This window comes from Allorhizobium sp. DMC15 (assembly GCF_056314065.1).
This window is the reverse complement of sequence record NZ_JBQUZB010000006.1, coordinates 106,350-118,228: the sequence shown is the minus strand read 5'-3', so window position 1 is coordinate 118,228 and position 11,879 is coordinate 106,350. Positions and strand designations below refer to the sequence as shown.

The 11,879-nt window shown below is 61.0% G+C and carries 10 protein-coding genes; 5 read left to right on the top strand and 5 right to left on the bottom strand.

The genetic code is table 11. The features are described from left to right. Positions 1-2 precede the first annotated feature (2 nt). The 3 genes from ACT53S_RS21760 to ACT53S_RS21750 all read right to left on the bottom strand — a co-directional run bounded on the left by ACT53S_RS21760 (position 3) and on the right by ACT53S_RS21750 (position 3,561). Positions 3-1,166 (bottom strand): fumarylacetoacetate hydrolase family protein, encoded by a 1,164-nt coding sequence (locus tag ACT53S_RS21760; protein WP_476068602.1) that lies wholly within the window; start codon positions 1,164-1,166, stop codon positions 3-5. Positions 1,167-1,340: 174 nt separating this feature from the next. Beyond that, positions 1,341-2,069 (bottom strand): FadR/GntR family transcriptional regulator, encoded by a 729-nt coding sequence (locus tag ACT53S_RS21755; RefSeq protein ID WP_142071278.1) that lies wholly within the window; start codon positions 2,067-2,069, stop codon positions 1,341-1,343. A 34-nt stretch (positions 2,070-2,103) separates the two neighbouring features. Next, positions 2,104-3,561 (bottom strand): FAD-binding oxidoreductase, encoded by a 1,458-nt coding sequence (locus tag ACT53S_RS21750; protein ID WP_476068559.1) that lies wholly within the window; start codon positions 3,559-3,561, stop codon positions 2,104-2,106. Positions 3,562-3,726: 165 nt separating this feature from the next. On the opposite strand from ACT53S_RS21750, the gene denD reads away from it, so the two are divergent. From denD to ACT53S_RS21730, 4 genes are all read left to right on the top strand, one after another. Further along, on the top strand, positions 3,727-4,710 hold the full coding sequence (gene denD, locus ACT53S_RS21745; RefSeq protein ID WP_476068558.1) for a D-erythronate dehydrogenase: 984 nt from the start codon (positions 3,727-3,729) through the stop codon (positions 4,708-4,710). Beyond that, complete coding sequence (locus tag ACT53S_RS21740) at positions 4,707-5,606, top strand: NAD(P)-dependent oxidoreductase (RefSeq protein WP_476068557.1); 900 nt, start codon at positions 4,707-4,709, stop codon at positions 5,604-5,606. The genes denD and ACT53S_RS21740 overlap by 4 nt, the downstream gene beginning before the upstream one ends. Next, positions 5,603-7,387, top strand: a complete 1,785-nt coding sequence (locus ACT53S_RS21735) for an IlvD/Edd family dehydratase (protein ID WP_113379078.1) — start codon at positions 5,603-5,605, stop codon at positions 7,385-7,387. Before ACT53S_RS21740 ends, ACT53S_RS21735 begins: the two co-directional genes overlap by 4 nt. 140 nt (positions 7,388-7,527) lie before the next feature. Further along, a complete protein-coding gene (locus ACT53S_RS21730) occupies positions 7,528-8,190 on the top strand; it encodes a BA14K family protein (RefSeq protein WP_476068556.1) in 663 nt (220 codons plus the stop codon). A 6-nt stretch (positions 8,191-8,196) separates the two neighbouring features. Here the strand turns inward: ACT53S_RS21730 and ACT53S_RS21725 are convergent, their stop codons facing one another. Both ACT53S_RS21725 and ACT53S_RS21720 read right to left on the bottom strand, forming a co-directional pair. Continuing rightward, the gene (locus ACT53S_RS21725) at positions 8,197-8,595 is read right to left on the bottom strand and encodes a response regulator (protein ID WP_113379077.1); all 399 of its coding nucleotides are present in this window, start codon (positions 8,593-8,595) and stop codon (positions 8,197-8,199) included. Beyond that, entirely contained in the window at positions 8,592-9,719 is a 1,128-nt protein-coding gene (locus tag ACT53S_RS21720) for a PAS domain-containing protein (protein ID WP_476068601.1), read from the bottom strand. The genes ACT53S_RS21725 and ACT53S_RS21720 overlap by 4 nt, the downstream gene beginning before the upstream one ends. Positions 9,720-9,985: 266 nt before the next feature. On the opposite strand from ACT53S_RS21720, the gene ACT53S_RS21715 reads away from it, so the two are divergent. Beyond that, positions 9,986-11,800, top strand: coding sequence for a sensor histidine kinase (locus ACT53S_RS21715; protein WP_476068555.1), 1,815 nt, complete (start codon positions 9,986-9,988; stop codon positions 11,798-11,800). The last annotated feature ends 79 nt before the right edge of the window (positions 11,801-11,879 follow it).

Sequence of the window (11,879 nt, the reverse complement as noted above, 5' to 3'; positions counted from 1 at the left end):
CCTCACGCGCGGTCGAGAAGGCCGCGATGGGCCAGGTTGGCAAACAAAGCACGGGTTCCGAACGTCCATTCGGGGCAGGCATCCGTGCGATCGACCCAGTTCACGAGACGCCCGAGCTTGGGCGTGGAGATTTCGACGCGGTCGCCCACTTCATGGGTGAAACCGAGGCCTGCGCCGCGACGATCCTTGACCGGCGCAAACATCGTCCCGAGGAACAGGACGGCCCCATCGGGATACTGGTGATTGCGATTACGCAACTGCGCGACAAGATTTTCCGGCGACCGGCTGATCGCTTCCATCGGGCTTTCGCCCGTCATTTCGAACCCGTCCTCGCCACGCACGACGAGCGCAACCCGGACTTTGCGCAACACGTCGATCGTGAAGCTTGCGTCAAAGAGCCGGATGAATGGACCGATGGCACAGGAGGCATTGTTGTCCTTCGCTTTCCCCAGAAGCAGCGCCGAACGTCCTTCGACATCGCGCAGGTTGACGTCGTTTCCGAGCGTCGCCCCCAGGATCTTGCCGTCAGAACGTACAGCCAGAACAATCTCGGGCTCCGGATTGTTCCACTGCGAGATCGGATGGATTCCGACCTTGTCCCCGCAAGCGACGGAGGCCATGGGCTGCGCCTTGGTAAAGATCTCGGCATCCGGGCCAATGCCGACCTCGAGATACTGCGACCAGAGACCCATCTCCTGCAGCAGGCCCTTTACCTTGGCCGCCTGCTCGGAGCCGGCAACGACACCGCGCAGGCTATCGCCAAGCACAGGTGCCAACTGGCCGCGAATTTCCTGAGCACGACCGGAATCGCCCTTGGCCTGCTCTTCGATCACCCGTTCAAGCATGCTGTCTGCGAAGGTGACCCCAGCTGCCTTGACCGCCTGAAGATCAATCGGAGCAAGCAGACGTCCACCTTTGCCGGCGAGAAAATCATCGACCGATCCGAGATCCGGAAGATCCGATGCCTGTGACAGGCGCGTTGCGATGTCGTCGATCTCCAGCAGGTCAGCGGAGGTAGCGGCAATGCTCGTCAGGTCCAGGACGCGGCCGGCGCGCACCAGAACCGGGCACGGTCCTCCGGCTGCGTCAGACCACACGCGACCAACAAGGATCGCCTCTCCGGCATCCTCGGGAAGAATATCACCGGACTTCAAACTGCGTTCCATCGCCAAGACGGACCTCCTCCACGCCCCTAGACAGACGACACCTCCTGTCGCCTTGCCGTATTGTCAGGATGTCTGACAACTCTCCGCAAACATTAATAGGCAGGGAAATCCGCCCTGTCTACCCCTGGGCCGCTCAATCCAGACCCTAGGTTCGGTCGAGCAGCTGTCAAACAGTCAGAATTGCTCCAGACTAAGCTGAATCCGGCTCGCGGCACCATGCATATGGAGCCGCATCGCCTCGCGCGCTTCGGCAGGATTGCGACCAGCGATCGCGTCCCTCAACCGCACATGTTCGGCAATCGTGACTTCAACGATCTCCTCCAGCACCGCGCGTGAGCGGGCCGCATCGATCGCCAGGCTGATGCGCTCGGCGATGAAGCCGACGAACATCGAGAAATACTCGTTATGGGTGGCATCCGCCACCGCCCGGTGAAATGCCAGATCCGCATCGATACTCTGATGCGACCATTTCTCCGGTCCGGTCATGTGGCCCAGAGCCTCATCGATGCGTGCGAGATCGGCCTCGGTGTGGTGCACGGCCGCAAGTCCTGCCGCTTCGATTTCCAGCGGTACGCGCAGCTGGAACAGGGCACGGAAGCTCTGCGGGTCGAAAAGATCGCCCTCCTTGATGCGGATCAGCCGCGCCGGCCGCTCGCTTACGAACGCACCGACACCCTGACGCGTCTCGACCAGTCCCTCGTTGCGCAATTGCGCAATCGCTTCACGGATCACCGAACGGCTGACACCGAGCGTCTTCGCCAGCACGTGCTCGGTCGGCAGCTTGTCACCCGGCGAAAGGCGGCCTTCGTTGATCTCGGCCGCAAACTGCGCCGCGATCCGTGTCGGAAGATGATCGCTGCGCTTGATCTGTCCGAGGTTGATTTGACCTATATCGATCGCCATGCCCACCTGGTCTCCTTACCACCCAGCCGGTTGTTCACGAATCCGTCGTAAAATTCAATTGGCAACCGGGGTTCATGATGATGTGCGGATCAACCGCGCGTTTGATGGCAGAAAGAAGATGAGCCTGGGTCTCAGGCAGGCCAGAAAGGAAATCCGTTTTCTTCAAGCGCCCGATCCCATGCTCCGCGCTGATCGAACCGCCGAAGCGGGCAAGAACGGCGTTGATCAGCCCCTTCGCCTGGTAAATGATGCCATCGACCTCGCCACGGGAAAGACCCGACGGCGGAAGCACGTTGAGGTGCACATTGCCGTCGCCGACATGACCGTAGGAAACGCAGAGGCATTCCGGTAGCGCAGCCATGACGGCCTCTTCCGCTTGCCGGACGAAATCGGCGAGCTTCGACAGCGGCACCGACACATCGGTGCGCAAGTGCGGCCCGCGTTTTGCCTGCCCCTCGTTCATGCCTTCGCGGAAGAGCCAGAGATTGCGCGCCTGCGCCCGTGATCCCGCAACGACCCCGTCGAGCACGAGGCCCTCTTCCATGACACCCTGGAGAAACCGCTGCATCAGGTCCTCGATGTCGACCAGCCCCGAGCCGGAAATTTCCATCAGTACATAGGCCGGATAGTCACCCGACATCGGCATTGCGAGGTCCGGCATGGCCTCGCGGGCAAGCGTGAACGCCACCGGCGGCATGAATTCGAACGCCGACATCAGGTCGCAGCAGTCGCGCCGCGCCCGGCGATAAAGCGCAATGGCATCGGAAAGCGCATTCAGTCCGAGGAGCGCTGTCGCCACCTGTTCGGCAGGCGGCATGAGCTTCACCGATACAGCCGTCACGATGCCGAGCGTGCCTTCTGCTCCGATGAAAAGCTGCTTGAGATCGATACCGCGATTGTCCTTCCGCAACGTCGAAAGTCCATCGAAGATCGATCCATCCGGCAGAACGACTTCGAGACCCAGCACGAGTTCGCGGGTCATACCGTAGCGCAGGACATTGATCCCGCCAGCATTGGTCGAGACATTGCCGCCGATCCGGCAAGAACCTTGTGCGCCGAGAGCAAGCGGGAAATAGAGGCCCGCCGCCTCCACTTTGTCCTTGAACTCGGACAGCACGATGCCGGCCTCCACCACAGCGGAGAAATCATCGGCATCCAGCCGCCGAATGGCCGTCATCCGTTCTAGGCTGATCACGACCTGACCTGCGGGATCATCCGGCGTCGCTCCCAGGACGAGCCCGGTATTGCCGCCTTGAGGCACGATTGAAAGGCCGAGTTCACCGATGACCTTGACGGCAGCAGAGACATCGGCCGTAGTCCGGGGGCGTATCACAGCCACGGCACCGGTGGTGACGTCACCATGCCAGTCCCGGCAATAGCGAGCGATCTCCGGTCCTCCCATGACGAGGTCGGCGCCCAGCCGGGCTACCAAGATCTCGACACGCGGATCCGACAACTCCGCACCTGCCGTGCCAACGCCCCCAACTTCCATGTCTTTTCTCCTGCCGGTCCACGCTTGCGGGCCCCCGGCGCCAACTATTCTGTTTCCAAGCATCAAATATAAGGTTATCAGACAACCTTACAAATGCTTTTTTCGAGATGATTGCTTGTGTCCGCCGAGCACTCGGCGGATGAATGAACCGGAGGAGGAAATACGATGCATGTTCTGATTATCGGCGCCGCGGGAATGGTCGGCAGAAAGCTGGCTGAGCGGCTCACGAAGGATGGAACACTCGCCGGCAGAGCCGTCGAAGCCATGACGCTTGTCGACGTTGTCACCCCCGATGCACCGGTCGGTTTCGCCGGCAGTGTCACCCTCGAAACGGCAGACCTCTCTGCCCCCGGAGCCGCTGAGAAACTTGTCGCAGGTCGCCCGGACGTGATCTTCCATCTGGCGGCGATCGTCTCCGGCGAGGCCGAACTCGACTTCGAAAAAGGCTATCGAATCAACCTCGATGGCACACGCTATCTCTTCGAAGCGATCCGTCTCGCCCATATTGAAGATGGCTATCGACCGCGCGTGGTCTTCACCTCCTCCATCGCCGTGGTCGGCGCTCCCTTGCCCTTCCCCATCCCGGACGAGTTCCACACCACGCCGCTCACCAGCTACGGCACGCAGAAGGCAATCTGCGAACTTCTGTTGTCCGACTATTCCCGCAAGGGCTTTTTCGACGGCATCGGCATCCGTTTGCCGACGATCTGCATCCGCCCGGGCAAGCCGAACAAGGCAGCATCCGGCTTCTTCTCCAGCATCCTGCGCGAACCGCTGGTCGGCCAGGAGGCCGTGCTGCCGGTCACGGACGACGTGCGGCACTGGCACGCCTCACCCCGCTCCGCCGTTGGCTTTCTCATCCATGCCGCGACGATCGACGTGGAACAAGTCGGCCCCCGCCGCAATCTCTCCATGCCGGGGGTGAGCGCCACCGTCGGCGACCAGATCGAGGCCTTGCGCCGCATCGCAGGCGACAAGGCCGTAAAGCTCATCCGCCGCGAGCCGGACGAGACGATCATGCGCATCTGCGCCGGCTGGGCGCCCGGTTTCGACGCAAAACGCGCCCGCGACCTCGGCTTCACAGCGGAAACGTCCTTTGACGAAATCATCCGCATTCATATCGAGGACGAACTGGGAGGCAGCCTTTGACCGCACCGACCAAGCGCATAGCCTTTCTCGGCACCGGCCTGATGGGCGCCCCCATGGCGCGCCGCTTGCTTGCGGCCGGGTTCGTCGTCTCGGTCTGGAACCGCGACATCCGTAAGGCTGAAGCTCTGATGGGCGACGGCGCGACCCTGGCCGCAACCGCGGCCGAAGCCGTCAGTGGTGCAGACGTCGTCATCACCATGCTTTCGGACGGAAATGCGGTCGCCGATGTCCTCTTCTCGACAGGCGTCGCCGAAGCACTGAAGCCGGATGCTGTCGTGATCGACATGTCATCGATCGCTCCGCCGATGGCCAAGAACCATGCGGGCAGGCTGGCCGAACGGGGGATTGCCCTTGTCGACGCGCCCGTCTCTGGTGGGGTGGTCGGTGCAGAGGCCGGCACGCTCGCCATTATGGCCGGCGGAGAAGCATCGGTCATCGAAGGCCTCTCCGACGTGTTCGCAGCCCTCGGCCGCGTCACTCATGTCGGCCCGTCAGGGGCGGGCCAGATCTGCAAGCTCGCAAACCAGCAGATCGTCGCCATCACCATCGGCGCCGTCGCGGAAGCCATGATGTTGGTCGAGGCGGGAGGCGCGTCGCGGGAGAAGTTTCGCGAGGCCATTCGCGGCGGTTTCGCCGAGAGTCGCATCCTCGAACTGCATGGCGCACGCATGGTCGAGCGCAGGTTCGAACCCGGGGGTCCGTCGCGGCTGCAATTGAAGGATCTGGATGCAGTGGCAGCCATGGCTGCAGAATTCGCACTAGATCTGCCTTTGACCGCCGATGTCCGCACGGCCTTTGAGGCTTTCGTCGCGGACGGCAACGGAGAGAAGGATCACAGCGCACTGCTGCTGCATCTCGAAAAAATCAATGCCAGGGAGGAGGAGGATCGTCCATGAGCAATACAGAACACCCCAAGCGTCGCCTGCGCTCACAGGACTGGTTCGACAATCCCGACCACCTGGACATGACGGCGCTCTATCTCGAACGCTTCATGAACTATGGCACGACGCCGGAGGAACTGCGTTCGGGCAAACCGATCATCGGGATCGCCCAGTCGGGCAGCGACATCAATCCATGCAACCGGCACCACCTTGAGCTTGCCAAGCGCGTGCGTGACGGCATCCGCGATGCCGGTGGCATTCCCATCGAGTTCCCCTCGCATCCCCTGTTTGAAAACTGCAAGCGCCCGACCGCAGCCCTCGACCGCAACCTCGCCTATCTCGGCCTGGTCGAACTCCTCTACGGTTATCCCTTCGATGGCGTCGTGCTCACGACAGGCTGCGACAAGACCACCCCCTCGGCATTGATGGCTGCCTCGACGGTAGACATCCCCGCCATCGTCCTGTCGGGCGGACCGATGCTGGACGGATGGCACGACGGGGAACTTGTGGGCTCTGGCACCGTCATCTGGCGCTCCCGACGCAAATACGCAGCCGGTGAGATCGACAAGGAAGAATTCCTGGAACGGGCACTCGATTCCGCCCCCTCGGTCGGCCATTGCAACACCATGGGCACCGCTTCCACCATGAATGCCATGGCCGAAGCCCTCGGCATGTCGCTCACGGGCTGCGCAGCGATCCCCGGCGCCTATCGCGAACGCGGCCAGATGGCCTATCGCACCGGCCGCCGCGCCGTGGAATTGGTGCTCCAGAACGTCAAGCCGTCCGACATCCTGACCCGCGAAGCCTTCCTCAATGCCATCCGCGTCAATTCCGCCATCGGCGGCTCCACGAATGCGCAGCCGCATCTGATGGCCATGGCCAAACATGCCGGCGTCGAACTGCATCCCGAAGACTGGCAGGTTCACGGCTTCGACATCCCGTTGCTCGCCAACGTCCAGCCGGCCGGCGCTTATCTCGGCGAACGTTTCCACCGCGCCGGCGGCGTTCCCGCCATCATGTGGGAGCTCTTGCAGGCGGGCAAGCTGGACGGCAGCTGTCCCACGGTCACCGGCCGCACCATGGCCGAAAATCTGGAAGGCAAGGAAGCCGCCGACCGGGAGGTCATCAAGCCCTATGCCGAACCGATGCGCGAACGTGCAGGCTTCCTCGTGCTAAAGGGCAATCTCTTCGACTTCGCGATCATGAAGACCAGCGTCATCTCGGAAGGGTTTCGCCTGCGTTACCTTAACGAGCCAGGGCGCGAAGGCATCTTCGAGGGCCGCGCCATCGTCTTCGACGGGTCGGAGGATTATCACAAGCGCATCAACGACCCGTCTCTTGAGATCGACGAGAACTGCATTCTCGTCATCCGTGGCGCCGGCCCCCTCGGCTGGCCGGGATCCGCCGAAGTCGTCAATATGCAGCCGCCCGACCATCTGATCCAGCGTGGCATCCTGAGCCTCCCGACCATCGGTGACGGTCGTCAATCCGGAACAGCCGACAGTCCGTCGATCCTGAACGCGTCGCCCGAAAGCGCCGCGGGCGGCGGACTGGCCTGGATCCGCACGGGCGATACGATCCGCATCGATCTCAACCAGGGTCGGTGCGACATGCTGGTTTCCGATGATGAGATCGCCAGCCGCAAGGCGGAGGGCATTCCCGCCGTTCCGGCCGACGCAACGCCGTGGCAAATGCTCTACCGCCAGACCGTGACCCAACTCGCAGACGGCGCCACGATCCGGGGTGCTGACAGCTTCCGACAGATATCCAAGAGACCGCCCCGTCACAATCATTGAGGGGCAGCCAACACAGCCGCCGCAGGAACAAGAGACTGCGGTGGCCGCGGTCGACAATTTCCCGAGGCGATCGGTTCCGGATGGAACTGACGAAGCCCTAAATCATTCTCCATCCAGCAATCGCATTGATGGAGAGTTCAATGAAAACCGTAGCTTCGCTGCTGGCCGGTACATCGCTTGCCGTGGGTATGCTACTGGGCGGCGTCGTACTGGCATCGGCCGTTATCGTGCCGCAGGAAGATGTTCCGCGCTTCACCGGACTGGATGTTAAGGACCTCTGGACCTTGACTCCCGTCAGGGTAGACCCGCAGGCTCAGACCTACGAGCGAATTGCTCCGCGATACAGCACCGGGGTCGTCATGGCGAGCTCCGATCCGAATGTTGACACGGGACCAGTGTCAGCACCGGCCTCAGCGGTTGCGGAGATCGATGTCATGCAGACCTCTGCAGTGACAGACATCGACAATGACGGTCGAAACCTAAACCCCCTGGCGGCGGCGCATGTCGCCTGGTGCGAGGCGCGCTACAAATCCTATCGCGCGACGGACAACAACTACATCTCCTATAGCGGTGGGATGAAGCCGTGCATTTCGCCTCACGGCAGTGCACCTGCGAGTGAGTTGGATCAGCAAGCACAGCCCACGCTCGTTCAGGACGTTGCCGAACAGTCGTCCAGCGTCTCGGCAAGTTCTCTTCACGCGCAAAACTGTCTCAAGCGTTATCGCTCGTACCGCCCCGAAGACAATTCCTATCAGCCCTATGGCGGCGGCCCTCGCAAACAATGCGAACTGCGCTCGTTCTGAGCGCAGTCATTCCGCCAGGATCAATCCTGGTGGAGGCACCGTCGGCTCATTTCCGGATACCCGTGCCGTCAGATAGGTGAGCGCATTCTGCAAACCGTTCATCGTGTACGGTTTCTCAATCGCACCGATAGCACCCACGAAGTCCTCCGGAATCCGCTTCACATTGCCGGTGACAAAAACAAACGGGATACCCGTCGAGGCGAGATGCCGTCCGATCTCTATGCCGGACGGACCATCGCTCAGGTGGACGTCGACAAAGGCAAACTGCGGTTCTGCATGCTCAACGATTTGCAGCGCGGCATTGCGGGAAGCCGCTGTGCCCACCACCTCGTGACCTGCAGCTTCCACTTCCATTTCCAGTTCGAGTGCCAGCAGGGCCTCGTCCTCGACGATCATGATCTTCAAACGTCGGTACCCTTCATTTCCTCGACCAGCATGGTCACCAGTACATCGGTGCGGTGACCGTTGACGCTTCGCTCAACGTTTGCCTGAAGCTGCTTCGCACAGGTCTCAAGCATCAGCCTGCCGAACACTTCTTCGTCTGAATTGACGGGCACAGGCGTCGTGGTATCCGTTACCCGAATGACGAAGTGGCCATTGGTCCGTTTCACCTGGAGGTGGATTTCCCCTCCTCCGTCACTCAACCCTCGACGGACGGCATCCAGCACGAGTTCGTTGACGATAAGGGCGAGGGGAGAAGCCTTGACCGACGGCACCAGCACCGGCGACAGATCCGTCGTGACCTGAATGTCGTCACGCTTCAACGCTCCGACCAGATCCTCGATCAGATCCTTGGCAAAGTCTGCCACGTCGAACCGGCCGAGATCGCTGTTCTTGAACAGCTTGCGTTGCACTGTGCTCAAGGCCTCAACGCGGTTGAGCACGGAAAACAGGGTCCGCTTGACCACGTCGTCTTCCGACATCCGCGCCTGCAACTTGACGATGGAAGCTATGGTCAACAGGTTATTCTTCACCCGATGATCGACCTCATGGACAAGCATCGTCTTCGCCTGCAGCGCTTCGCTCAAGTCACGGGTCCGACGCACGACTTCCTCTTCGGCCGACATCCGAGCCTGCGCGAGTTCGATTTCCTTGCTCTTGATGTTGGTGAAATCCAGCTGGGATGCGAAAAAGTAAATCACCTCCCCCTTGGCATCTCGAACCGGGCTGACAAACAGCGCGTTCCAGAACGTCGTGCCGTCCTTTCGGTAGTTCAGGATGTCGAGCGCGACATCGCGCTCGGCAGCAACAGCCTCGCTGAGACGTTGGATGGCGCCACGATCGGTTTCCGGCCCCTGCAGCAATCGGCAGTTACGACCGACAAGCTCTTCCCGACTGTAGCCGGTAAGTGTCGAGAAGGCGCGATTGCAAAAAATAATCGGGTTATCGTCCTGCCGTGGATCGGTAATCAACATCGGCATTCGGGTGGCCTTGAAGGCCGCCGCGAAGGGGTCCTCCGAGGGATGAGACGCCAAAAGCCTGTCACCAGCGTCTTGAGCATCTCGCTGAGAGGAATTGTCATTAGTCATACACATACGTCCTGGGGCAGACTGCCGAAACAAAAAGCGCGCACTTCGAAAAGGTTCCCGCGTAATCAAAAAAAATCTCAGGCCATGGCGCAATTTCCTGCTCATCGCCTCGCCTAATTTAGGGCCTCCGACCAAGTGGACATAGGGAAAGGATTGGCGTATTCCAGTCTAGTTGAACATGCGGATCGTATTCGAGGCTAAGCGACTTGACTTCCACGAACCACGAGTTCGCCTCGTTTCCCCCATTTTTGAAACACGGTGGCCAAATGGCCGAACTGATCCGCGACCGAGACTGGTCGGACGGATTGGGGCCGATTGAAGCCTGGCCGCCTGCGCTTGGATCGGCCCTGTCGATCTGCCTGAGTTCGGCCTTTCCGACGGCGATCTATTGGGGACCGGAACTCCGCCTCCTCTACAATGACAGCTGGGCACCCATTCCGGCCGAAAGACACCCGGCGGCGTTGGGCCAGCCAGCACGAGAGGTCTGGGCGGATATCTGGGACGTGGTGGGACCGCAATTTGAGGCGGTCATGGCAACGGGCAAGGGGTTCTCCACCTATGACCAGATGCTGCCGATCATGCGTTCGGGCATCCAGACAGAGACCTATTGGAATTACAGCTTCACGGCGATCCGCGACGAGAACGGCGAGATCGCCGGCATCTTCAATCAGGGCAACGAAACAACGGCAACGGTGCTTGCCAGACGGCAGGCGCAGGAAGAGATTTCCCGGCTCGATCGCATGTTTGCGCAGGCTCCTGCCGCCATCGCCATTCTCGAAGGCCCTTCGCATGTCTTCAAGCTGGTCAATTCCGCCTACGAGAACCTTGTGCAGCGCGGTGATCTGGTCGGAAAGACGGTAGCCGACGCCTTGCCGGGCATCGAGCAGCAGGGCTTCATCCAACTCCTCGATACCGTTTACCAGACCGGTCAGCCGCATGTCGGCCAGACCGTACCGGTCCGGTTCGAGCGCCCGGACGGCAGCATCCAGGAGAACCACGTCGACTTCATTTTCCAGCCGGTGATCGACACGGAGGGGCACGCGCTCGGCATCTTCGTCCAGGCGACAGATGTTTCGGAAGCAGCCAGGGCCATGGCGGCCCTGCGTGAAAGTGAAAAACGGTTCGAGGCGATCGTCAACTCGATCGACCAGATGATCTGGTCAACGACACCGGACGGCCACCACGATTACTTCAATCAGCGCTGGTATGAATACACCGGTTTGACCAAAGGCGAGACGGACGGGCTTGCCTGGGAAAACCCGTTCCATCCGGAGGACCGGGCGAATGCCTGGAAGGTATGGCAGCACAGCCTTGCCACCGGCGAACCCTATCACGTCGAATATCGTCTGAGGCATCACTCCGGCGAGTATCGCTGGGTGATCGGACGTGCCCAGTGCGTACGGGACGACGATGGCAGGATCACGCGCTGGTACGGCACCTGCACCGACATACACGACCTGAAAGTCGCCGAGGAGGCACGTCAGCTTCTGCTGCGGGAATTGAATCACCGGGTCAAAAATCTCTTCTCGATCACCTCCGGCATGATCAACATGACCGCGAGAACCACCGCCACGGTGCCGGCCATGGCAGACACGCTCCAGGGACGGCTACGTGCACTTTCAAAGGCGCATGAGCTGGTACAGCCGGCTATTGCTGATGGTCCGCAGGCGCCGGAAACAGGTTTCCTCGGAAGCCTGATCGAGGACATCCTGAAACCGCATGTCGATGTGGAAACGCGCGTTCTATTGTCCGGGCCACCGGTCGAGATCGGACTGAAGGCGTCGACCAGCCTCGCGCTGATTGTACACGAACTGGCGACCAACGCCGCAAAATACGGGGCCTTCGCCGGTCAAGAAGGCACGCTCGCAGTAGAATGGACCGTCATCGACAACAGTCTGGAACTGCGCTGGACGGAGGCACTTGCCGGCAGGCAGATTGCGCCTCCGTCGAGCCTTGGCTTCGGCAGCAAGCTTGCAAGGACGAGTGCCACCCAGCAGTTGGGGGGAGACATCCGCTTTGACTGGGCAAGCGACGGCCTCAGGATTGTTCTGCGCATTCCAATCAATGGCCTACTTCGCTAGGTCCACGACTCGATGTCGCATTGCCGCAAACCACACGATCCTTGCTGGTTGAGGTCGAGCGAAGGTCAATTTTACCGAC

What these genes read in the sequence shown, in the direction of transcription:
- denD (WP_476068558.1), top strand. Translation starts at nt 3,727, where the DNA reads ATGCATGTTCTGATTATCGGCGCCGCGGGAATGGTCGGCAGAAAGCTG.
- ACT53S_RS21730 (WP_476068556.1), top strand. Translation starts at nt 7,528, where the DNA reads ATGAAAACCGTAGCTTCGCTGCTGGCCGGTACATCGCTTGCCGTGGGT.
- ACT53S_RS21735 (WP_113379078.1), top strand. Translation starts at nt 5,603, where the DNA reads ATGAGCAATACAGAACACCCCAAGCGTCGCCTGCGCTCACAGGACTGG.
- ACT53S_RS21720 (WP_476068601.1), bottom strand. Translation starts at nt 9,719, where the DNA reads ATGACTAATGACAATTCCTCTCAGCGAGATGCTCAAGACGCTGGTGAC.
- ACT53S_RS21750 (WP_476068559.1), bottom strand. Translation starts at nt 3,561, where the DNA reads ATGGAAGTTGGGGGCGTTGGCACGGCAGGTGCGGAGTTGTCGGATCCG.
- ACT53S_RS21760 (WP_476068602.1), bottom strand. Translation starts at nt 1,166, where the DNA reads ATGGAACGCAGTTTGAAGTCCGGTGATATTCTTCCCGAGGATGCCGGA.
- ACT53S_RS21755 (WP_142071278.1), bottom strand. Translation starts at nt 2,069, where the DNA reads ATGGCGATCGATATAGGTCAAATCAACCTCGGACAGATCAAGCGCAGC.
- ACT53S_RS21715 (WP_476068555.1), top strand. Translation starts at nt 9,986, where the DNA reads ATGGCCGAACTGATCCGCGACCGAGACTGGTCGGACGGATTGGGGCCG.